At 69.6% G+C, this 21,857-nt stretch carries 18 protein-coding genes and 1 pseudogene; 14 read left to right on the top strand and 5 right to left on the bottom strand.

Going from position 1 to position 21,857, the window contains the following annotated elements:
* Window positions 1-45 precede the first annotated feature (45 nt).
* The 4 genes from ACFYO0_RS09265 (at window position 46) to ACFYO0_RS09250 (ending at window position 5,801) form a co-directional block, all read left to right on the top strand.
* Window positions 46-1,809 carry a class I adenylate-forming enzyme family protein gene (locus tag ACFYO0_RS09265; protein ID WP_388672878.1) on the top strand — a complete coding sequence of 588 codons (1,764 nt, stop codon included), beginning with the start codon at window positions 46-48 and terminating at the stop codon, window positions 1,807-1,809.
* Between the two features lies 1 nt (window position 1,810).
* Window positions 1,811-2,980: a thiolase family protein gene (locus tag ACFYO0_RS09260; protein WP_388672876.1), complete on the top strand. Its 1,170-nt coding sequence runs from the start codon at window positions 1,811-1,813 to the stop codon at window positions 2,978-2,980.
* A 147-nt stretch (window positions 2,981-3,127) separates the two neighbouring features.
* Entirely contained in the window at window positions 3,128-4,273 is a 1,146-nt protein-coding gene (locus ACFYO0_RS09255) for an acyl-CoA dehydrogenase family protein (RefSeq protein WP_388672874.1), read from the top strand.
* 337 nt (window positions 4,274-4,610) lie between these two features.
* Complete coding sequence (locus ACFYO0_RS09250) at window positions 4,611-5,801, top strand: CaiB/BaiF CoA transferase family protein (RefSeq protein ID WP_388674200.1); 1,191 nt, start codon at window positions 4,611-4,613, stop codon at window positions 5,799-5,801.
* 444 nt (window positions 5,802-6,245) lie between these two features.
* Here ACFYO0_RS09250 and ACFYO0_RS09245 read toward each other — a convergent pair whose 3' ends face one another.
* Window positions 6,246-6,425: a hypothetical protein gene (locus tag ACFYO0_RS09245; RefSeq protein WP_388672872.1), complete on the bottom strand. Its 180-nt coding sequence runs from the start codon at window positions 6,423-6,425 to the stop codon at window positions 6,246-6,248.
* 330 nt (window positions 6,426-6,755) lie between these two features.
* Between ACFYO0_RS09245 and ACFYO0_RS09240 the strand changes: the two genes are divergently transcribed.
* Both ACFYO0_RS09240 and ACFYO0_RS09235 read left to right on the top strand, forming a co-directional pair.
* Window positions 6,756-8,876, top strand: coding sequence for a molybdopterin cofactor-binding domain-containing protein (locus tag ACFYO0_RS09240; RefSeq protein ID WP_388674198.1), 2,121 nt, complete (start codon window positions 6,756-6,758; stop codon window positions 8,874-8,876).
* A 22-nt stretch (window positions 8,877-8,898) separates the two neighbouring features.
* Window positions 8,899-9,354, top strand: a complete 456-nt coding sequence (locus ACFYO0_RS09235) for a (2Fe-2S)-binding protein (protein ID WP_388672870.1) — start codon at window positions 8,899-8,901, stop codon at window positions 9,352-9,354.
* A 112-nt stretch (window positions 9,355-9,466) separates the two neighbouring features.
* Here the strand turns inward: ACFYO0_RS09235 and ACFYO0_RS09230 are convergent, their stop codons facing one another.
* Both ACFYO0_RS09230 and ACFYO0_RS09225 read right to left on the bottom strand, forming a co-directional pair.
* Entirely contained in the window at window positions 9,467-10,057 is a 591-nt protein-coding gene (locus ACFYO0_RS09230) for a hypothetical protein (protein ID WP_388672868.1), read from the bottom strand.
* Window positions 10,029-11,045 (bottom strand): annotated as a pseudogene (locus tag ACFYO0_RS09225) (flavin monoamine oxidase family protein); the annotation flags it as partial. The pseudogene ACFYO0_RS09225 and the gene ACFYO0_RS09230, both read right to left, overlap by 29 nt.
* A 234-nt stretch (window positions 11,046-11,279) precedes the next feature.
* Here ACFYO0_RS09225 and ACFYO0_RS09220 point away from each other — a divergent pair.
* The gene (locus ACFYO0_RS09220; RefSeq protein WP_388674196.1) at window positions 11,280-11,759 is read left to right on the top strand and encodes a helix-turn-helix domain-containing protein; all 480 of its coding nucleotides are present in this window, start codon (window positions 11,280-11,282) and stop codon (window positions 11,757-11,759) included.
* A 285-nt stretch (window positions 11,760-12,044) separates the two neighbouring features.
* Here the strand turns inward: ACFYO0_RS09220 and ACFYO0_RS09215 are convergent, their stop codons facing one another.
* A complete protein-coding gene (locus ACFYO0_RS09215) occupies window positions 12,045-12,620 on the bottom strand; it encodes a TetR/AcrR family transcriptional regulator (RefSeq protein WP_388672866.1) in 576 nt (191 codons plus the stop codon).
* A 101-nt stretch (window positions 12,621-12,721) separates the two neighbouring features.
* On the opposite strand from ACFYO0_RS09215, the gene ACFYO0_RS09210 reads away from it, so the two are divergent.
* Entirely contained in the window at window positions 12,722-13,573 is an 852-nt protein-coding gene (locus tag ACFYO0_RS09210) for an SDR family oxidoreductase (protein ID WP_388672864.1), read from the top strand.
* A 110-nt stretch (window positions 13,574-13,683) separates the two neighbouring features.
* Here ACFYO0_RS09210 and ACFYO0_RS09205 read toward each other — a convergent pair whose 3' ends face one another.
* Window positions 13,684-15,216, bottom strand: coding sequence for an ISL3 family transposase (locus tag ACFYO0_RS09205; RefSeq protein ID WP_388672862.1), 1,533 nt, complete (start codon window positions 15,214-15,216; stop codon window positions 13,684-13,686).
* Window positions 15,217-15,938: 722 nt separating this feature from the next.
* Here ACFYO0_RS09205 and ACFYO0_RS09200 point away from each other — a divergent pair.
* The 6 genes from ACFYO0_RS09200 (at window position 15,939) to ACFYO0_RS09175 (ending at window position 21,796) form a co-directional block, all read left to right on the top strand.
* Window positions 15,939-16,502, top strand: coding sequence for a DoxX family protein (locus ACFYO0_RS09200; protein ID WP_388672860.1), 564 nt, complete (start codon window positions 15,939-15,941; stop codon window positions 16,500-16,502).
* Window positions 16,503-16,549: 47 nt separating this feature from the next.
* A complete protein-coding gene (locus ACFYO0_RS09195) occupies window positions 16,550-16,909 on the top strand; it encodes a response regulator transcription factor (protein ID WP_388672858.1) in 360 nt (119 codons plus the stop codon).
* Between the two features lie 145 nt (window positions 16,910-17,054).
* Window positions 17,055-19,055 carry a sensor histidine kinase gene (locus tag ACFYO0_RS09190; RefSeq protein ID WP_388672856.1) on the top strand — a complete coding sequence of 667 codons (2,001 nt, stop codon included), beginning with the start codon at window positions 17,055-17,057 and terminating at the stop codon, window positions 19,053-19,055.
* Complete coding sequence (locus ACFYO0_RS09185; RefSeq protein ID WP_388672854.1) at window positions 19,046-19,690, top strand: response regulator; 645 nt, start codon at window positions 19,046-19,048, stop codon at window positions 19,688-19,690. Before ACFYO0_RS09190 ends, ACFYO0_RS09185 begins: the two co-directional genes overlap by 10 nt.
* A gap of 159 nt (window positions 19,691-19,849) precedes the next feature.
* Window positions 19,850-20,539 (top strand): hypothetical protein, encoded by a 690-nt coding sequence (locus ACFYO0_RS09180; protein ID WP_388672852.1) that lies wholly within the window; start codon window positions 19,850-19,852, stop codon window positions 20,537-20,539.
* A 1,014-nt stretch (window positions 20,540-21,553) separates the two neighbouring features.
* On the top strand, window positions 21,554-21,796 hold the full coding sequence (locus ACFYO0_RS09175; RefSeq protein ID WP_388672850.1) for a DUF5302 domain-containing protein: 243 nt from the start codon (window positions 21,554-21,556) through the stop codon (window positions 21,794-21,796).
* The last annotated feature ends 61 nt before the right edge of the window (window positions 21,797-21,857 follow it).

Raw genomic sequence — 21,857 nt, 5'->3', positions numbered from 1 at the left:
GCCCTGCATGGCCGGCAGCGGGTCGGCGCGTGAAGGGAGCGGCACATGACCGACTACTGGCCCGCGGGACTGCCTCGCCGTCTCGACTACCCCGATGTCCCGCTCGGCGCGGTGCTCGCCGGCTCGGCCCGCCGCTACCGCGACCGGGCGGCCATACGGGACGGCGACCAGGTTCTCACCTTCACCGGCCTGTACGAACAGGCTGCCGCGTTCGCACGCGGCCTCAGGGCGCGCGGCATACGGCAGGGTGACGTGGTCGCCCTTCACCTGCCCAACACCCTGTGGTTCGCCGTCGCCTACTACGGCATCACGCTCGCGGGCGCGACAGCCTGCCCGGCCAACCCCGCCCAGCCGGCCAGGGCCCTGCGCGCCCAGCTCGCCGACTGCTCCGCGGCGGCCGTGGTGACCCATCCGGAGCCGGCACCGGTGCTGGCCGAGGCGATCGACGGGCTGCCGGTCCGGCTGGTCGTCATCGTGCCGCCCAGCGCATCGGCCCCCGCCGACAGGCCGGATGACTGCGCAAAGCTCTTCGGGAAGGCGGGCACCGCCCTGGAGGCCCTCGTCGCAGGCCAGAGCAGCCACCCGCCAGAGGTGCTGGTCCCCACCGACTCCGTCGCCCAGTACGGGTACACGGGCGGAACCACCGGAGCACCCAAGGGAGTGCGCATACTGCACCGCAACATCGTCGCCAACACCATCCAGGTCGCCTGCTGGCGCTCCGGGGCGCTCCCCGGGCTCGACAGCGAAGGCGGTGTGGTGCTGAACCCCTTGGAGACCTCCGGAGACTACGCCCTGGCACCGGGCAGCTACGCCACGCTGTGTGTCTCGCCCTTGTTCCACGCCCTTGGCCTGATCAGCCTCAACTTCTTCCTCCTGTGCGGCGCCACCACCATCCTGAGCGGCCGCTTCGATGCGGAGTCGTACCTGGAGCAGGTGGAACGGCACCGGATCGCGTACATCCCGGGCGCCCCGGCGCTCTGGCACGCCCTGCTGGCGACACCGGGCATCCGCACGCGCGACCTCAGTTCGGTCAAGGCCGTGGTGTCGGGCGGCGCCCCCATAGACACGTACTCGTTGGAGAAGTTGACAGCGGTCTTCCCGGGCGCCGCTGTCATCGAGGGTTACGGCCTGACGGAGGCGACAGCGACCGTGTCCAGCGGCCCCATCGCGAAGGCCGGGCTGCGCAAGCCGGGCAGCCAGGGACTTCCCCTGTTCGACACCGAGCTGGAGATCCGGGACCCGCTGCATCCCGGCCGGAAGGTGCCGCCGGGCGAGCGCGGCGAGATCTGGGCGCGGGGCCCTCAGGTGGCCTCGGGCTACCTCGGCCGCCCGGACGAGACCGCCGCGCAGTTCGTCGACGGCTGGCTGCGCACCGGCGACACCGGCCACCTCGACGCGGACGGCTTCCTGTACGTCTCCGGCAGGTCGAAGGACATGCTCATCTACAAGGGCTACAACGTGTACCCGCGCGAGCTGGAGGACATCCTCGGGGGACACCCCGCAGTGCTCCAGGCGTCGGTCGTCGGGAGGGCGGTGCCTGCCGTCGGCGAGGTCCCCGTCGCCTTCGTGGTCCCCGCCGCTGAGCCGCGAGCGATGGCCGAGGAGCTGATGGAGTACGTCGCAGAGCGCGTGACGCCGTACAAGCGGATCAGAGAGGTCCGTTTCGTCGAGGAACTTCCTCTGTCCCCGGCCGGAAAGGTGTTGAAAACCGAGCTCCGCCGCCTGGCCCGGACGACTCGGGGCCCGGGCGAACCCCCCTCGAGCACACAGGAAACCGGCGCGCCGGACACGGCGGAAAGGCAGGTCTGACATGCGTGACGCGGTCGTCGTGGACGCCGTCCGTACACCCGTGGGCAAGCGGAACGGCTCGCTCAGCGATGTGCACCCGGTAGACCTGTCCGCCGTGGTGCTGCGGGCCCTGGCCGAACGCAACGACCTGGACCCGGCGTTGGTCGAGGACGTGCTGTGGGGCTGCGTCTCGCAGACCGGTGAGCAGGGCGGCTGCGTCGGCCGTTTCGCCGTCCTGGCCGCCGGATGGCCTGAGGAAGTGCCGGGCGTCACCATCGACCGGCAGTGCGGATCCTCGCAGCAGGCGGCGCAGTTCGCCGCCGCGGGAGTGATGAGCGGTCAGTACGACATCGTGGTCGCGGGCGGCGTGGAGTCGATGAGTCGCGTACCGCTGGGCTCCGGCCGCGAGCGGGGCCCCGGCGAGCCGTTCGGTCCGGCCGTGCGGGCCAGGTACGGCGTCTCGCGGTTCAGCCAGGGGCTGGGCGCGGAGGAGATCGCGCGGCGCTGGCGGCTGAGCCGGGAGCAACTCGACGCGTACAGCCTCCGGTCGCACGCCAACGCGGCGGCAGCGATCGACGAGGGGCGGTTCAAGTCCCAGATCGTGCCGGTGGACGTGACGGACGAGGACGGCTCCGTACGCACCGTCGACACGGACGAGGGAGTACGGCGGGGCGGCACGGCCGCCACGATGGCGGGTCTGAAGCCCGCGTTCACCGAGGACGGCGTGGTCACCGCCGGCAACTCCTCGCAGATATCGGACGGCGCCTCGGCGCTGCTGGTCATGAGCGGCGAGAAGGCGCGTGAACTCGGTCTGCGCCCGATCGCCCGCTTCCACTCCTTCGCCGTCGTCGGAGTCGACCCCGTGACGATGCTGACCGGCCCCATCCCGGCCACCGAGAAGGTCCTGAAGCGCGCCGGTCTGGGCATCGAGGACATCGGAGCCTTCGAGATCAACGAGGCGTTCGCCAGCGTGACCGGCGCCTGGCTCGCCGAGACCGGTGCCGATCCGGACCGGCTCAATCCCGATGGCGGCGCCATCGCCCTCGGCCATCCCCTGGGAGCCTCCGGCGCACGGCTGACCACGACGCTGCTCCACCACATGCGAGCCGCCGGTGTCCGCTACGGCCTGCAGTCGATGTGCGAGGGCGGCGGCATGGCGAACGCCACCGTCCTGGAACTCCTTCCCCGCTGAGCCCGAGCAGCCGAAGCCGCCGGAGCAGCCGAAGCAGCCGAAGCAGCCGAAGCCGCCGGAGCGGCCGGAGCCGCCAAACGGCCCAAGTAGCCCGAGCCCTGGGGCCCGCTCGACAAGGCGCCCACAACCGAGGAGTGCGAAAAGCCAATGGAACCAGACGAGTTCGACGCCGTTCTGGCGGCGGTGCGGGCCTTCGTGCGCGAGAAGGTCGTCCCGCGCGAGAACGAGATCGAGGAGAAGGACGAGATCCCGGCGGACCTCCGCGAGAAGGCCGCGGTCATGGGCCTGTTCGGCTACGCACTGCCCCAGGAGTACGGAGGGCTGGGCTTCTCCATGACGGAGGACGTACGCCTCTCCCTGGAGATCGGCTACACCACGCCCGCGTTCCGCTCGATGTTCAGCATCAACAACGGGGTCGCCGGCCAGCTCCTGGCGAGTTCCGGCACCGAGGAGCAGAAGCGGCGCTATCTGCCGCGGATGGCAGCCGGGGAGTTGATCGCGGCGTTCACCCTCACGGAGGCGGAGGCGGGCTCAGACCCCAGCGGTATCAGGACCCGTGCCGTACGCGACGGGGACGGCTACGTCCTCAACGGCAGTAAACGGTTCATCACCAATGCCCCGCTCGCCGGTGTCTTCATGGTGTTCGCCCGCACCGGGCCGCAGAGCACGGGCGCCGAGGGGATCTCCGTCTTCGCCGTCGACGCGGACAGCCCCGGCGTCACCGTAGGACCGAGGGACCACAAGATGGGCCAGTCGGGGGCCTTGAGCGCGGAGGTCTTCTTCGACGACGTACGCCTTCCGGCGAGTGCCCTCGTCGGAGAACGCGAGGAGGAGGGATTCCGCACCGCCATGCGGTCGCTGGCAAGGGGACGTCTGAGCGTCGCGGCGATGTGTGTGGGGCTGGCCGGGCGCATCCTGGACGAAAGCGTCGCGCACGCCTCGGTCACCCGGCAGGGCGGACGTCCCATCGGCGAGTTCCAGCTCGTCCAGGCCATGCTCGCCGACTCGCACGCTGAGATGTACGCGGCCCGCGCCATGGTGCTGGAGGCGGCCCGCGCGTACGACTCGGGCGAGGACCGCAGGCTGGCACCGTCCTCCACGAAACTGTTCTGCAGCGAGATGGTGGGCCGGGTGGCCGACCGTGGCGTCCAGATACACGGGGGCATGGGATACATGCGCCACGTTCCCGTCGAGCGCTTCTACCGGGACGTGCGACTGTTCCGCATCTACGAGGGGACGAGCGAGATCCAGAAGCTCATCGTGGGCAGGCAGTTGCTGCGGGAGCAGGCGTGAGGAACGACGCCGTATCGGCCGAGGAGGTACGGGCGCGGCCGCGACTGCTGGCAGGTGCGGACTTCGCCGAGGGCAGCGCCGCGTTCTAGGCCGGACGCGCTCCGCGGTTCACCGGACCGACCACGACGGAGCGGGCATGAGGCGGGCGGCGCGGGCCACAGCACCGACGCGCCACCGGCACAGCAGGCACGACAAGGTCGAGGAGAAACCTATGGCGAGGCCCGGCTTTCCTCCCCGGACACTGACGGGTGATCGGGTAAACGTGGCGGACACCGAGGGGTCGGAACGCTCCGACCCGAGGCGAACCGCTCGTGACGCGGCCAAGCCGGCCGGGCCACTGGCGGGCATCACGGTGGTGTCCCTGGAGCAGGCGGTGGCGGCTCCCATCTGCACCCGCACCCTCGGTGACTTCGGGGCTCGGGTGATCAAGGTGGAGAACCCGGAAGGCGGTGACTTCGCCCGGCACTACGACGACGTGGTGGGCGGCATGGCGGCGCACTTCGTATGGGTCAACCGGGGCAAGGAGTCGGTCACGCTGAACCTGAAGGATCCGGCCGGGATGGCGGTACTCCACCGGTTACTCGACCGCGCCGATGTGATGGTCTCCAATCTTGCTCCCGGTGCCACGGCGAGGCTCGGTATCGCGCCCGCTGACCTGGCCGTCAGCCACCCGGAACTCATCGCCGTGGAGATCGACGGCTACGGGCCGGGAGGCCCGCTGTCCCACAAGCGTGCTTACGATCTGCTGGCCCAGGCGGAGTCGGGCGCATGCGCGATGACGGGCTTTCCGGGCGCGCCGGCCAAGCCCGGTCCGCCGATGGCCGACGTGTGCACCGGCCTGTATGCCGCGTTGTCGGTTCTGGCGCTGCTCTGCGGCAAGGAGCGTGGCCATGGTCGCGGCGGCGCCGCGGTCGCGGTGAGCCTGTTCGACACGATGACGGAGTTGATGGGGTATCAGCTCACCTACACGCTGCACACGGGTGTGGACCAGCAGCCGGTCGGCATGGGCTCGCCCGCGGTGGCGCCGTACGGCGCCTACCGCACAGCGGACGGTCAGACCGTCGTCCTGGGCACGACGAACGACCGTGAATGGCGGCGATTCGCGCGTGACCTTCTCGGCCGGCCCGACCTGGCCGACGACGAACGCTTTCGTACGACCTCCGGCCGGGTCGCGCACCGTGAGTTCCTGGACGCGGAGATCGCCGACTGGTGTGCACGCCATGACCTGACGCAGGTGCAGAGCGACGCGGATGCCGCAGGGATCGGGAATGCCCGGTTCAACACACCGAGCGAGGTCATAGCCCATCCGCATCTGGTGGCCCGCGACCGGTGGCGCCGGATCGACACACCTCACGGTCAGGTACCCGCTCTGCTTCCACCTCCGGTCATCGCCGGCTACGAGCCACCGATGGGTGGGATCCCCGCACTCGGTCAGCACACCGACGCTCTGCTCGCCGAACTCGGCGTCACCGAGGACGACATCGCTGTGCTGCGCGCACAAGGCGCGGTGGTCCCCACCCCTCGCTGAGGTGCCGACCATGCCTCGACGGGGAGCGGCGGGGTCTGCGGCGCAGACGTCGGGCCCGCCTGAAGGCGGCTGAACTTGGGGATTCGAGGGGCCGGTTGACCAGTAAGGTCCATCTCGCCGCCGTCCGGCGGTGTCGGTCGCTGTCCTTCGTCCTCACCCCCGGGCAGGCGTGCCGGCAGTCCCCGCTTCACCGCCGTCATCGAGAAGATCAAGCGAGGGCACACGAAGCAGCCGAGTGACTGCGCATCACCCCGGGGGACTGGCCCCGGGGTGATGCCGGCGCCTCAAACGGAGCCCAAGAGTGGTGACGTCTCCCCGCAGGCACAGGCTGGCGTACGCAGTGCCCGCCCCGACCATGCGGCGGCGGGCGGAGCCACGCGGTGTCGTCCCGGTCGGGGCGGTCGAGTAGGTCAGAGAGACAGGATCACATGACGGAACAGGGCATCAGTTCGGGTTGCCTGCCGTCCGTTCGCGGGAGAGCCAGGACCGTACGAAGGGGGACGCTACACCGTACGTACGGCGACGTTCCCGGCGGGCGCTCACCACGGCATCGAGGAGTGACGGCATCACCACGACAAGCCCGCCCCCACCGGGTGCGGGCTTCTCGTCGTCGATGACGCTCAAGGGGCAGACAGAGGCAGACAGGGGCCCGTGGGTCCGAGTCTCATCGCCCCACCAGGCAGGTCTCTGATCTGCGGGGAGGTCTCAGGCGGCGTGGTCAGGCGGGTCTCTGACCTGTGGAGAGGCCTCAGGCGGCGTGACCAGCCAGGTATGTGACCGGCGGAGACGTCCCCGGCGGCGGCGGACGCTCCGGCGGCCACAGGGCGGAACGCACTCCGGCAGCTCGGCTCCCGCAGGCAACCCCGAAGGGTGCTGACCCCTCATACCAGTCGAACCATCGGGATACTCGAGGAGGAGCATCCGTTGGCCCGACAGTTGTCCCGCCGCAAGTTCGTGGTCTACTCGCTCGCGGCCTCCACGCTGACCGTCGCCGCGCAACTCGGCTGTGACGCGGCGACGGCGGAAGACGTCGAGCCCACCGTGGCTACGATGCGCCGGCCGTCCGACGTCCTGGTGACCGGCGCCGACGAGGAGATGCTGGTCCTCGAAGTCACCGAGGCCAACAAGGTCGTCGTACGGCTGCCGCGCGTCGAGGTCGGCCAGGGCGTCACCACCGCGGTCGCCATGATGATCGCAGAGGAGCTGGATGCCCGGCTCGTCGACGTCGACATCCCGCTCGCCGACGCCCGTGCCAAGGGCAACCAGTTCACCGGCGGTTCGAGCTCGGTGAGTTCGCTGTACGGCCCGGCCCGTGAGCTTGCCGCCTTGGCGCGTGCCAAGCTGGTGACCGCGGCGGCCAGGCGCTGGAACCTTCCCGCGCGGTCCCTGCGCACCCGGAACACGAGGGTGATCGCACCGGACGGGCGTTCGGCCACCTTCGGTTCACTGACCGCGAGCGCCGCCCCGATCCGCCGGCCCGCCGTGTCGAGCAGACCCAAGCCGGCGTCCCGGCACCAGGTGATCGGGAAGCCGACGACCCGGATCGACGCCCTGGACATCGTCACCGGCAAGGCCGAGTACGCCGGGGACCTGGCGGTGGCCGGAGCGAAGCCGACCGTGATGGCCCGACCGCCCACGCTCGGCGGGAAGCCCGTCACGGTCGACTCCCGGGTCGCGCGTGCGATGCCGGGCGTCCACGCCGTCGTCAAGGTCGCCGGCGGGGTCGCCGTGGTGGCGGAGACCTTCCACCACGCCTTCAAGGCAAGGGAGGCCCTGCGGATCAGCTGGGCCTCCGGTCTGCTCGCGTCGCTCTCCGATGCTGAGATCCGCCGGCGACTGCGGGCCGCGGTCCCACGGCTCGGCAACCCCCCGCGTGGATCGGCGCAGACGGAGGGCGAGTTCGAGTTCGCCTTCGTCAGCCACGCCCCGATGGAGGTACTGACCGCGGTGGCGGACGTTCGTGCGGACCGTGCCGAGATCTGGTTCTCCTCCCAGACGCCGATGGGCGCGCAGGAGAGCATCGCCTCGGCGGTCGGGTTGCCCAAGTCGAAGGTGAAAGTCCATGTCATACGCGGCGGCGGCTCGTTCGGCCGGCGGCTGAACCACGACGCCGCGATCGAGGCGGCCCTCATCTCGAAGGCGGCACGCCGACCGGTCAAACTGATGTGGAGCCGCGCCGACGACATCCGGCACGGCCGGATGCGCCCTGCCAGCCACCACCGGATCCGGGCCAGCCACGCACGGGGCAGGGTGGTGGCGTTCACCCACGCGATGGCCTCGGTGAGCGAGTCGTACGAGGGGCAGGGGCTTTCCGCCCAGGGAGCCGTTCAGGGGGCCGCTCGGAACGGGGTGACGCCGACCGTCGCACGCGCCTCCGGCCCGCTGCCCAGCGACAGCGGCCTGTACAACTTCGGCCGTGTGTCCGGGAACTCGAGATCGGTCGAACTGGCCATCCCCCTCGGCGCCTGGCGGTCGGTGGACTCCGGGACGATGCGGACCGCGGAGGAGATCGTCGTCGACGAGGTCGCCAGGAGCCTGGGCAAGGACCCGGTCGCCTTTCGGCGTACCACACTCAGGAACAAGGCCGTCAAAGCAGTGCTCGACAAGGTCGCGGACGCCGGTGACTGGGGCCGGACCCTGCCGGCGGGCCAGGCGCAGGGCGTCGCCGTCCACGAGGAGTACGGCTCCTGCGTGGCCTGCCTGGTCGAGATCGACGCCACCGACCCGAAGAGCCCCCGGGTGACCAAGGTGGTGATGGCGGCCGACGTCGGAACGGCCGTCAACCCGCGCGGCCTTGAGGCCCAGCTCATGGGCACGGCGATCGACGGCGTCTCCACCGTCCTCCAGGCCGGCCTGCACATCGACCGGGGCGCCGTCCGCGAGGGCAGCTACGCCGACTTCCACTACGCCCGCCAGCGGCACGCCCCGTTGCGCTTCGAGGCGCACATCATGCCCTCCCGGCGGGAACCGGGCGGGGCGGGCGAACTCGGCGTCCCGGCCGCTGCCGGCGCCGTCGCCAACGCCTATGCCCGGGCGACCGGTTCCAAGCCCCGCCGCATCCCCCTCAACTTCTGACCCGACCTCCGAGAAGGTGCCGATGCCCTCCTACTCCTTCGTCCTCAACGGGAAGCCGGTCACTGTCGAGGCCCCGTCCGACATGCCACTGCTGTGGGTCCTGCGGGACATGCTGAACGTCACGGGGCCCAAGTACGGCTGCGGCGTGGGCGTCTGCCGTGCCTGTACGAGCCACCTCGACGGCGAGGAGATCCAGCCCTGCGTCGTGCGGGTCGCGCACTGCGCGGACCGCGAGGTCACCACGATCGAAGGCCTGGCCGACGGCGACAGGCTGCACCCCGTGCAGCAGGCATGGCTCGACCGCGATGTCGCGCAGTGCGGTTTCTGCCAGCCGGGCCAGATCATGGCGGCGGTGGCGCTGTTGAAGAGGACGCCCCGGCCGACGGACGCCGACATCGACGACATCGAGAACGTCTGCCGCTGCGGTACGTACTCCCGGATCCGCGAAGCGATCAAGAAGGCGGCGGCGAACGGCTGACGACCGCCGCCGTCGGGTCGGCGGCGACGGCTCTGCCGCGGGCCCTCGGTGAGGAACCTCTTGGCTTGCTCAAGGGGAGATTGAAGTCGCCGGGGCGTGGGGCATGGTCCGGTCAGCCGGTGCGTACGGCCCGGTGGAAGGGGGACATGATCATGACTGCTTTGGTCGTGGTGGCCGCTGCCGTGCTGGGGATGGCCGTGCTGTGCGCCTGGCTCGTGCGTCGGGCTTGGCGGCGTGCCTGGGACGATCTGGGCCGGCAGGCGTCCGGGTATGGACGGGGGAGTGGGCAGCGGTCCAGGACGTGGCTGACGAGCAGCGGTACGGGTGCGGCGGCAGCGACAGGAGGCGGCGCCGACACTTCGTCCAGCTGGTCGTCCTGGTATGTCACGGGTGACGCCTGCGACGGCTCGTCGTCCGGTTCTTCCTGCAGTGGTTCCTCCTCCTGCTCCGGCAGCAGCTCGTCCTCCTGCGGCAGCAGTTCTTCGTCCTGCGGCAGCAGTTCGTCCTCCTGCGGCAGTTCCTGTTGACGGCTGCGGCGTTCAGAGGCGAGCTGGTCGCACCGCGAGAACGGACGGCCCGGCGCCGGTGCGCCGGGGCGTGCGCATGCCTCTGCGTCTGCGCAGGCGTCTGTGTCTGTGTCTGTGTCTGTGTCGTGGCTCAGCGGACCGCGCGGCTCACGCGGTGTGGATCTCCAGGGCGGCACGCACGGCGGACTCCACGGCTCCCTCGATCCACGCCGGCATGACGCACGTGTGGTCCCCGGCGAAGTGCAACGGCCCTTCGCGTACGGGGATGGCGGGCAGCAACTCCGTGTGCTGCCCGGGCAGGAGCACGGACGCCTCCCCGTACGCGTACGGGTCGCGCAGCCAGCTCTGCGTGCGGCCCGCGCCGGTGTAGAAGACCTCGATGCGCCGGCCGTAGACCTGCTGGAGGCCGCACAGAGCGTGCGGGTACCGTGCCTCGTCGTCCAGCGAGTCCCAGCGCAGCGCGTCGTCCGCCCAGCTGTAGGAAGCCAGGACGACACCCCCCCGCGCTTCCCGGAACAGGATGGGAGGGGTGGAACATGAACCGGTTGGCGTTGTCCGACACCGAGCCGCCACCCACAACGCCGACCGCCTCCGGCTGGCGCGTGATAGCGCGGTTGGCGGCGTAGTGAGTGCGCTGACCGGCTGTGATGAGCGCTCCGGGCACGGAGAGACGGGGCCTAGCAGGCTGCCGTCCGTGGCGGTGCGGTCGGTGCGGCCGGCGTCGTACAGGCGCGGGTCGACGGCGTTCAGCTCGCGCTTCCAGTCGGCTCGTCGAACTCCCACCAGCGGCGGCTGAACTCCAGCAGCACCTTGGTCGCGCAGTCGTAGTGCAGTTCGCAGACCGCGCGGCGCTGGCCGTACGACATGGGCGGGACGATCTGTACATGGCGCAGTCCGGAGAACGGCACCGTGACCACGGCGGCGTCCGCGGTGAACTGCTCGCGTACGACGGGACCGTCGCGGCCTCGGACGCGGTGTCCACCCACACGTGCGGGCCCTTGCTCCGGACGTGCTCGGTGTCCGGCGAAGGGCATCGGGGTGGTGATACTCGATGCGCGTGACACGGCGGTCGAACCGCACGTCCCCGCGTACGCGTTCCAGGAGGGCGTCCGGCAGTGCGGCCGTGCCGCCCTCCAACTCGTGGAAGGGCGTGTCGGGGCACAAGGACCTCTGGGTCGCCACGTACTCCTACAACCGGAACATCTGGGCCTGGAACGAGATCAGCGGGTGACCCGCCCAACGCTGCCGGCTCGTTGACCCGATACGCCCCACCGCTGTGAGGGCCCGGAACGCGGAAACCGTTCCGGGCCTCACAGCCGTCCCCGCCGTATGATGAACCGTCAGAAAATCTGCCGATGGGGCTGCTTGGACGCTTGACCAGCGTTGCCCGGCCTCTCGGTGGTACCGGAGGGGGGACACGGGACATTGGGGCGTTCGCCTGAGCAGCTCGGGATCTGGCTGCGTGACCGCCGTGTGCACCTGGGCCTGAGCCAGGCCCAACTCGCCGAAACCGCCGGGGTCAGTACCCGCGGCATCCGCGAGATCGAACGCGGGCGGGCAGCGTCACCGTGCAGCCTGTCGTTGCTGCGGCTGATCGCGGCACTGGGGCTGGAAGCCGGGGCGGAACCCGGTGCCGCGAGGCGGGGACGTTCTCCGCGTCGCGGTGCTCGGTCCGCTGATGCTGCGGGTGGCGGGGGAGACCGTGGACGTCGGGGCGGCCAGGCAGCGAGGTCTGCTCGGCCTGCTGGCCCTTCAGTCGGGACTGTCCGTGGGGCAGGACGAGATCGTCGACGTCCTGTGGGACGGCAGCCCGCCCGCCACCTGTCTGAACCTGGTCCATACGCGTTGCCCGGCTACGCCGCCTGCTCGCCGCGGTGAACAGGGCGGGGCAGGCATCGGACGGGTGCTGCGCCGTAGCTCGACCGGCTACCCGCTGCACCTCGCCGAAGGCCAGTCGGACGCCGTGGAATTCACCGACCTGGCGGCACGGGCCTCCGCCGAGGCGTGCCGTACGGGTGCCCTTGAGCCCTTAGAACCACTAACAGATTGCGCTCGGAGCTTGGTGTGCGTCATGTGTCCGGCGCCTCATGGGTGTTGGTCCAGCAGCTCGATGAAGGGCCGCACTTGCGTGCGCATTCGACGCGCCGGTCCGGCAGCTTGGGTTCAACTCGCGGTCGAGCCTTTGGCCAGCGCGTCCATGAGGAGGTCGACGAGCCGACTGGCCTGCTCTTTGGTGCCGTGCTGCACGGCATAGGCGATGCCGCCCATGAGGAGTAGGACATCGTCGGAGGTGACGTCGGTTCGCAGGCTGCCGTCTCGGGCGCCGGCCTCGAGGAGGGTGGCGACGGCGTCGGTAAGGAGTGCGCGGCTGTCGGCGTATGGGTCGACTCCGGAGGCGATGACCGCGTTGAGTGCTGCGGACATGCCGCTCTTGGCCGTGGCGTAGTTGAGGAAGTGTTCCATCCACATCCGAGTGGCCGCGGCGGCCGGATGCTGGGCGAGGAGGTCTGGTGCCTTCTCGCACACGCGGGTGAGTTGGTGTCGGTAAGCGGCGTCGATGAGGGCTTCTCTAGTCGGGAAGTGTCGGTAGAGCGTGCCGACACCGACGCCCGCCTGCTTGGCGATGGCGGCCGGCGCGGCGTCCAGCCCCTGATCGGCGAAGACCAGCGCCGCGACCTCCAGCAGACGCTCCCGATTATGTAGCGCATCGCTCCTGGTCCGGCGGGGGGTGGCGGGCATGCGGGTTCCTCCGGTGCCTGTCTCCAGTTGCATTCCGGAATGCGTTCCGCTTAACTTCTAACCGGAATACGTTCCGGTAGCACTCTACTCCAGGAGACTCCATGCCCACCCCCTCCGACAAGGCAGTACGTCACTGGTTCGTCACCGGAGCCTCCGGCGGCCTGGGCCGCCACCTCACCGAGTACGCCCTCCAGCGCGGCGACCGCGTCACGGCCACGGTCCGCCGCCCCGCAGCTCTGCAAGACCTGCGCGAGACGTACGGCGACCGGCTGACCCTCGAGACCCTCGACATCACCCGGTCACCCGACATCGACAAGGTGATCGGCAAGACTCTCCAGTCCGCACCGGTGGACATCGTCGTCAACAACGCCGGATACGCAGTCGTGGGCGCCGCCGAGGAGATGACTGTCGAGCAGATCCGCGACCAGATCGAGGTCCTCCTGCTCGCTCCGATGCTGATCACCCGGGCCTTCCTGAAGCCGATGCGCGAGCAGGGCGGAGGCCGAATCATCCAGATCTCCAGCATGGGCGGCCAGATCGGCACCCCCACACACAGCTCCTATCACGCGGGCAAATGGGGGCTGGAAGGCTTCACCGAGAGCGTCAGCCGCGAAGTTGCCGACTTCAACATTCACCTCACCCTGGTCGAGCCCGGCGCCACCCGCACCGGCTTCGCCTCGGCCCTGCGCTACACCACCGAATCGACCCCCTACCGCGACAACGCCGTCGGCCAGACGCGGCGCTACCTGGAGACCGCCGACGAGAGCGTCTTCACCGGCGACCCGGCCAAGCTCGCCGCCGCCATCTACGACACCACCCGCCACCCGAACCCGCCCCTGCGCCTGGCTCTCGGTTCCGACACCTACAACGCCATCCACACCGCACTCACCGAACGTCTCACCGCACTCGAAACCCAGAAGGAACTTGCTGCATCCGTCGCCTTCGCCCACTGATCCACCCACCGACACGAGACGTCAGAACACCCCGGCCGCAACCACCGAGCCACGCATGGGACTGTAAATCGTTCGGCCCTGTCTCACTTCGGTGGTGACGGAGCGTGCTGTTATCCGAGGAGGATGCGGTGCCGGAGCAGGGTGAAGCCTGCTCGTCCGTGCATCTGGCGCGCGATCCGTTTGGTCTTGGCGTTGACGCCCTCGGTGGGGCCGTTGCTGTACGGAAGCGTGAGCGCGGCGATCACTGCGTCGCGGTCTCGGTCCAGGCCCCGGGCGAAGGAGTGCAGATGGGGCAGATCGGTCGCGCGGACCTGGACGATCCAGCGTGAGAGCCCGTCGGCGTTTTCTTCGCGAGGCGTCAGGAGCTGGGCGAAGTCCGCGATGTGGGCGGCCAGTTGGGTCATCTCGGGGCAGGCGGCGGTGAGCTTGGCCAGGAACTCGTGCTGCTCGGGCTTGAGGTTGTCGGGCCTGGTGAGGAGCATCCGGGCGAGCCGGCGTGGGGAGATGTGGCTGCGGTCGGCGTCCGCGCGGCCTTGGTTGATGTACTTGTGCAGAAGGTTCAGGCAGCCCGTGAAGCCGAGGGTCTTGATCTCTTCGAAGAGGTGCTGGACGGGGACGCCGGGGTCTTCACTTCGGCGTTTGCGCAGGTGCTCGCGGTAGGGGTCGACGAGGCCGGCGCGGTATTTGGGGACGCGGAGCATGCGCTCGGGCCGGTCGGCTCGGGCGTAGCGTTTGACGGTGTTCAGGGCCAGTTGCAGGCGGCGGGCGCATTCGAGCAGGCCCACGCCCTTCTCGAGCAGGCCATGAACCTGATGCCAGCGTTCGAGGGTGGTCTGAGCGCGGGGCCCGTCGTAGATCGGCGCGTCCAGTACGGTGGCCCAGCAGGCACTGTGTGCCTTCACCTCGCTCAGGGCGGCTTCGCACAGGTTCTTCCATAAATGCCAGCGATCACCGACTTGCACCGCGTCAGGCAGAGCACGGCGGATGGCCTCGGCATAGGTCGCCGAGCCGTCACGGCACACGACCTCGATGCCCGGATGCCCGCGCAGCCACGCTTCCAGCGTGTCGGCCGTGCGGTCGGGCAGCACGTCGATCCGCTCATGTGTCTCGGCGTCGATCACCACGGTGGCATAGCGGTGCCGTCGGCGCAGGGCGAAATCGTCGACGCCGATCACGCGGGGCACCCGCCCGGTGGGCAACGGGATGCGCAGCAGGGTGCGCAGGGCCGTGTGACGGGACAGCCCCACCGCGAGCATCGCCAGCAGACGTGATCCCGCCCGGCCCGCTAACTCTTTGACCACGGCCTTGACCTGCCTGGTCAGACGGGCGGTGCGTCGCTGGTATCGCTCCAGCACCCCGGGCACCTGTTCGCGGAAGGTGTGGCGGCAGCCTCGCGTGGGACACACCAGACGCCGCACCCGCACACGGACCACCACCCGTCGCCCGTCGACCGGAACGTCGGCCACCGTCCGCCAGTGATAGCCGTGCACCCGTCCCGACGAGGCCCCGCACAACGGGCAGACCGCGGTGTCCAGCGACGTCCGTGCCCGCACCACGATCCGCTCACCCTCGTCGACCACATCCTCCATGACCAGCGGGGACAGACCCGAAAACACCGTCTGCACAAGCTCGTTGACATCCATCACACGAAGGTCAACGACCCTCGCAACTCTCCGTCACCACCGAATGTGAGACAGGGCCCGTTTGACAGACCCTGACTGCACCACACAAGTTTGACCAGAGCCCATTCTCGTGGACGAAGCCATCGCATCCACCGCCTTGCGCCGGTGGCACGTCTGTGACGTGTATGGAGTACTGCCAGTTGTCGGTGTTGACCCGAGAGCCCTCGGCCCCGTTGAAGTCGTCGGTGAACACTTCTGTCCAGCCCGACGAGGGCGGAGGCGGCGAGGCGTTCGCGGGCAGGGTGACCGCCGCGGCGGCGCCCGCGCCCAGGCCCAGTGTGCTCAGTACGGCGATGAGCACACGCCGACGAGGTGTGCGTTTGCTGTGAGTTCCGCTCATGGGTGCCTCTTCACTGAGGGTGGGGGAGGAGTGCGAGTGCGCTGAGACTCCTCTCAATACAGCTGCCACGGACAATGCGCTCGCTGTGACTCCGGCCGTCGAGAGGTAAACCGAGAAACTGCTTACGGGGGAGGGGAGTTCATGTCGTGAACGATGGGCGGGCCCGGGGCGGTGACCGGTCTCGCGGCGATGGGAACGCTGCGGGGTGCCAACCACCTGTCGGTGCGAGGACGTGCGCAACTTCCCCGCACCGATTGCACAACACCCTTGCCTTGAGCCGCGAGTGAAGGGAAAGGATCGCCTCCGCAACCCCGAACGCACTTGCGGAGAGGCAGGTGGACGGATGTCCCTGGCGGAGCGAATGGGCGGCGAAGGCGGCGGCCCGAAGGCGATCGACGGCTTCGGCGGCACCTCGAGCGGTGGAGGAATCAGGACCACGGCCGGGCGTCATGCGCTCCTGCCGCTACGGATATTCCTGGGCATCACCTTTGTCTACGCCGGTTTGAACAAGCTCGCCGACTCCGCCTTCTTCGCCGACGGCGGTAACGGCTCGCTCGCCTCGACGCTGGAGGGCGCACACCGGACGGCGGCCGCGCCCTGGCTGATCGACCTCGCACTGAACAGCCCGCAGGGCTTCGGCTATGCCATCGCGGCGGGCGAAATCGCGGTGGGAGCGGGGACGTTGCTGGGGCTGTGGGCCCGCCTGGCCGCCTTTGGCGGGGGGCTGCTCTCGCTCATCTACTGGCTGACGGTGAGTTGGCAGACCGAGCACTACTACTACAGCAGCGACCTCGTCCTTCTGATGGCCTGGCTGCCGCTGTTGCTGTCCGGGGCGCCGTCGTACTCGCTGGATGCGGTGTTGGTGGTGCGGCAAAGGCGGAGGGGGCAGCAGATCTTCGGCCCTTGAGGGTTAACCCCGATGTCCGGATCGCCGCACCGTGTCACCATGGGCCGGTGGCGCGAACGGCCGTGATCGTGGACGACCACGCCGGCTTTCGGGCGCAGGCGAGCGAACTGCTCCGGGCGGCGGGGTACGAGGTGGTGGGTTCCTGCCCGGACGGACAGTCCGCGCTGGACTCGATCGCCGCGTTGCGCCCGGATGTGGTGCTCCTCGACGTTCAGTTGCCGGACATCGACGGGTTCCGTGTGCTGGCGCGGGTCGCCGCGCTCGCCGACCGGCCGGCCGTCGTGTTGATTTCGACCCGGGAGGCGGCCGACTACGGCAGCCGCGTGCCGCGCAGCGGGGCGGCGGGGTTCATCACCAAGGCGGACCTGTCGGCCGACACTCTTGCCAGAACGCTCGCATCGCCATGAACGGGGTGGCCGGGGTCGCGGCGGGTCTGAGCCGGTTGCCGACAACGGTGCCGGTGATGCTCGTCGGGCGGACGCGCGCAGGGCGCCGATCCGGCGGGCACAGGCGGTCGCCCTGGGGGCGTTGGCCCTGTGCTGTGCCCTGCTGGTGACGGTCGGGTTCAGCCTCGGCCTCTATCTGCCCAACCTGCACAACGGGCTCATCGCGGCGTCGTTCGCGGCGGTCGGCCTGTTCGTGGTCGGCAGGCGGCCTGGCAATCGGGAAGGCTGGTTGTTCGTCGCCACCGGGCTCGCCAGTGCTGTGATGTTCTCCGGCCGCCAGTACGGCTTCTTCGCCATGAGGCGACCCGATGAGGACTTGCCGGGCGTGGCGTGGGTGACCTGGCTGGGCGTCTGGCCGCTCGCCCTGGTGCTGGTACTGACCGGTGTCACCCTGATGTGCTTTCCGGACGGGCGGCTGCCGTCCCCCCGCTGGCGGCCGGTCGTGGTCGTGATGGTCGCGGTCGGCATCCCGGTGGCGCTGATGTCGGCGCTGTGGCCGCTCGAGTTCGCGGAGAACGGGCTCGCCGTGCCACATCCCTTGCAGGTGGGCGGGTACGAGTGGGCGCTGCGGCTGTGGAACGTCGCCGGCCCGGCAAGCTACCTGGCGTTCCAGATCGCCTGGGTGGTCTGTGTCATCGCCCGGATGCGGCGCGCCGAAGGGGACGAGAAACGCCAGTTGCGCTGGTTCGCCTACGCGGCGGTCGTTGCCGCCGCGGCCATGGTGGTCGGTCTGCTCGCCTTCGGCTCCCCTGCGCTCGGTGTGCTGACGGTGCCCGTGGTTCCCCTCGCCGCCGGCGTGGCGATCGTCAAGTACCGGCTGTACGACATCGACGTTGTCATCAACAAGTCGCTCGTGGTTGGTGCCATGGCGGCCGTCGTGACCGCCGGCTACGTCGCCGTCGTCGTCGGAGTGGGACGCCTTGTCGGCATCGCGCCGGATACGAACCCGGTGTTGCCCATCCTGGCGACCGCGATCGTCGCGGTCGCCTTCGAACCGGCCCGACGCCGCGTACAGAGGCTCGCCGACCGCTTCGTCTACGGCAACCGGCCCTCCCCGTACGAGGCGCTGGCGCAGTTGTCGACCCAGCTCAGCCACAGCGGCCGGCACATCGACCTGTTCACCGGGCTGGCCTCGACCGTCGCCGACAGCGTGGGAGCCACCGATGTCACCCTGTGGATCGGTGCCGAGGAGAAGCTGGTGGCGGTGGCGTCGTGGCCCCCGGCGACCGACCGGGTAGCGGACCTCATCACCCCACACGCACTGGCGTCCCTGAGCGTTGGCGGACGCGTCCACGTGCGGCCCATCGTCCACCAGGGAACACTGCGCGGAGCCGTCACCCTCACCAAAGCGCGCGGCGAGGCACTGACCCGCGCGGAGGACCGGCTGTTGCACGAGCTCGCCGCCCAGGCCGGCCTCGTCATCGACAACGCCGGTCTCGGAGCCGAACTGCAGCAACGCCTGCAACAGATCTCGGTCCAGGCCGCCGAGCTGCGGGCCGCGGCCAAACGCATCGTGGGCGCCCAGTACGAAGCCCGCCGACGCATCGAACGCGACCTGCACGACGGCGCCCAACAGCGGCTGGTCACACTGGCGCTCACCTTGCAGGTGGTCTCCGCGCGGGCGGCCGCGACCGACGACGCCGGGCTCGCCACCAAGGTCGAGGAGGCACGGGGCCAACTGTCCCTGGCGCTGGCGGAACTCCGCGAGATGGCCCGGGGCATCCACCCCGCCATCCTGACCCAGGAAGGACTCGAGGCCGCTCTGGGCTTCCTCGCCGAACGTGCCGCGCTGCCGGTGACGATCGACGTCAGCCTCGGCCGCCGCCTCGCGCAGGACGTCGAAGCGACGGCCTACTTCGTGGTCAGCGAGGCGTTGACCAACGCTGCCAAGCACAGCGGGGCCTCCAGGATCACGGTCGCCGGGCGGCTCGACGAAGGCCTGCTGTCGATAGACGTGTCCGACAACGGACGTGGCGGAGCGGACGGCCACTGGGGCAACGGTCTGCAGGGCCTGGTCGACCGGCTGGCTGCCCTGAACGGACGACTCACGGTGCACAGCCCGGTCGGCGGCGGCACCCTGCTCACCGCGGAGCTCCCATGCGGGTGATCGTGGCCGATGACGCGCTGTTGTTCCGGGAAGGCACCGCTCGCATCCTCAGCGAGATCGGGTTCGAGGTGACCGGCCAGGCCCGCAACGCCAAGGAGTTGCTCGACTTCGTCCGTCACGATCCACCCGATGCCGCGATCATCGACATCCGGATGCCGCCGACCCATCGCGCGGAGGGCATCGACGCAGCCACCGAGATCCGCCGTGACCATCCCGACGTGGGGCTCCTGCTGTTGTCCCAGCATGTCGACACCCACCACGCCATGCGGCTGATGACCGAGTTCCGCACCGGCGTGGGTTATCTCCTCAAGGACCGCGTCAGCGACCTGACCACCTTCGCAGGCGACGTACGACGCGTCGCTGCCGGCGACTGCGTCATCGACACCGAGCTCGTCACAAGGCTGGTCAACAAGAAACGCGAACGCGACCCACTCGCCAACCTCACCGGACAGGAACGCAAGGTCCTCTCCCTCATGGCCCAGGGCCGCTCCAACAGTGCGCTGTCCGCCGAACTTCACCTCAGCGGCAAGACGATCGAAGCCCACGTCCGCAGCATCTTCAACAAGCTCGACCTCGCTCCGGACCCCGGCGACCACCGGCGTGTGCTCGCCGTGCTCACGTTCCTCCGGTCCTGACCAGGGAGTCCGTGGGCCTGGCATGTCGGCTTAGGGCTAGCCCTTATGAGGGTCGAGGGTCTGCCCCGATGAACGTGGCCGCGCACACACCTACGGTCATGCGTAGCCCGAACCGTCCGCCGTGGCGCCAGGGACGCAGCTTCCGGAAAGGAAGACCGAATGGCATCCGTACCCGTGACACAGAAGCCGGCGCTCGCCCGCCGCACAAACCTCCTGACCGCGTGGTCGCTCGTGACCGGCGGCGTGTTCTTCCTGGTCGGTGGGGCGATGCACCCCACGGAGGACCTTCCCGACCTGAGCATGGCGCAGCAACTGCGGGCCATGTACGAGGATCCGGCCTGGTACCCCGGGCACGGGGCGATGTTCATCGGCATGGTCCTCATCACGGCAGCACTCTTCGCGCTGGACCGGGATCCCCGCATCGCCAACGTGCCGCGCGCCCGGACCGCGACCAGGGTCACCGCCCTCACCAGCATCGCGGCAACCGTCGGTGCGTTGCTGCACCTGGTGGCCGCGACCGACGCGGACCGGATCGGCCAGAGCGACAGCACGCCGCCGCTCTCCGACGTCTACCTCGTGGTGGAAACCATCAGCGTCCCGCTGTTCAGCTTCAGCGTCGCGGCACTCGCCGTCATCGGCGCGCTGACCGGCACCCTCGGCAACCGGCTCACCGCCGTCCTCGGCGTGGTCGGCGGCATCGGGTACGGGCTGGCCGGGGGCACCGCCGTCTTCACTCCCATCTTCGACTTCCTGTTCCCCACCGCACTGGGCGTCGCCTTGTGGATGACCGCCGCAGGGATCGGGCTGCTCCTTCGGCGGCGATCCGCCGGCGCGGAACAAGCGGAATAGACAATTCCCCGCCTGGAAGGCGACCGCCGACCGGGCCGGGAGCCTGCCGGCATACGACCCTCAGCGGGGACCGGGCATTCTCCGGTCCCCGCTGTTCTCGGTTGCACTCACTGAGCTTGGGCCGCGACGCCCGGGTCGCTGGGGCGAGGCGGCGGCGAACAGGGCCGGCGAGGCGAGCGCCGTGTCGACGGCGTACGGATTCGCCCTGCAGGCGTGCGCGAGCGTGCGCAGGCGCACGACGGCAGGCGTGATCCAGGGCCGAGCGGACATACGCGGCTCCTCTGAGCAAGGGCCGACCCTGCGCCCGGCCGGGGAGGGTGCCTCACTGGTGCGAGGGATGTCGCTCGCACGGACACGAAGGCATGAATCCGATCAGCGGGCGGGCGAATCAAGTCGTAACCAGAAGGCACGGAACCAACGGCCGCGTTCCCCATCTTCCAGTACTCCAGTTGCAGTTCGCTATCGCCGCTGGTCAGAACCGGGTTTCTGAGTGTACTCGGCTGATGTGCCGTCAGATTGCGGAAGTTCGCGACCGCGGGTGCGGCGGGCCGTTGTGCTTGTCGTGCAAGATGATGTGCAGCCTGATGTCTGGTCCGCGGAACTGGAAGAAGTGTTCGCGCGGATTGGCCACCGGTTCGGTCGGGTGGATCTCAGCAATTCCTTCGGCTTCTGTGGGCAGAACGTCTCGCTCATCGTCACCGGCGCACGGCACCATGCGTCCCGTACGGCCTCGACGCCACCATGACCCACGCGAACGCACCGTTCGCCGAGCCAACTCGACATCGAGACCCGCTACGGCGTCCGCGAAGGGCGCCGGCTTTGGCTGGCGCCCCGCACCGTGCCTGCTCCATATGCGCCGGTGGCTGTTCCCCGAGGCCGGTGCCGGGGCGGCCTGCCCGGCCGCCTGCGTGACAGCCACGAGCGACGGTCGCTGGCGATGCCGACCGCGGGCGTCTCATGCGGTGCCCGGCATGACAAGCTGTGCTCTCCACTGCCCGAACCCAGGAGGTCACCATGACCGCAGAGTCTGCATCACAAGAAGGTTCGGAGTCAGCTGACGTCGAGAGCCCTGTCCTCTCGCCCGACGATGACGGCCAGTACGACCTGAAGCGCAAGTTTCGGGAGGCCCTGGCGCGCAAGCGCGGTATGCAGGCGGATGCCGCCGACATCGCTGCGAACACCGATGCGTCAAAGGTCCGCGGCGCGCACGGCCCGGCTGCGAACCAGCGATCGTTCCGACGCAAGAGCGGCGGCTGAGTCCAAAACGGCCGCTGGATGGGATTCGGCAGGACACGGCCCGGCAGTGATGCCGATGAGT

The organism is Streptomyces sp. NPDC006365, assembly GCF_042870755.1.
In the GTDB taxonomy this organism is placed as follows: Bacteria; Actinomycetota; Actinomycetes; order Streptomycetales; family Streptomycetaceae; genus Streptomyces; species Streptomyces xiangluensis.
This window is presented reverse-complemented; position numbering and strand designations above follow the sequence as displayed.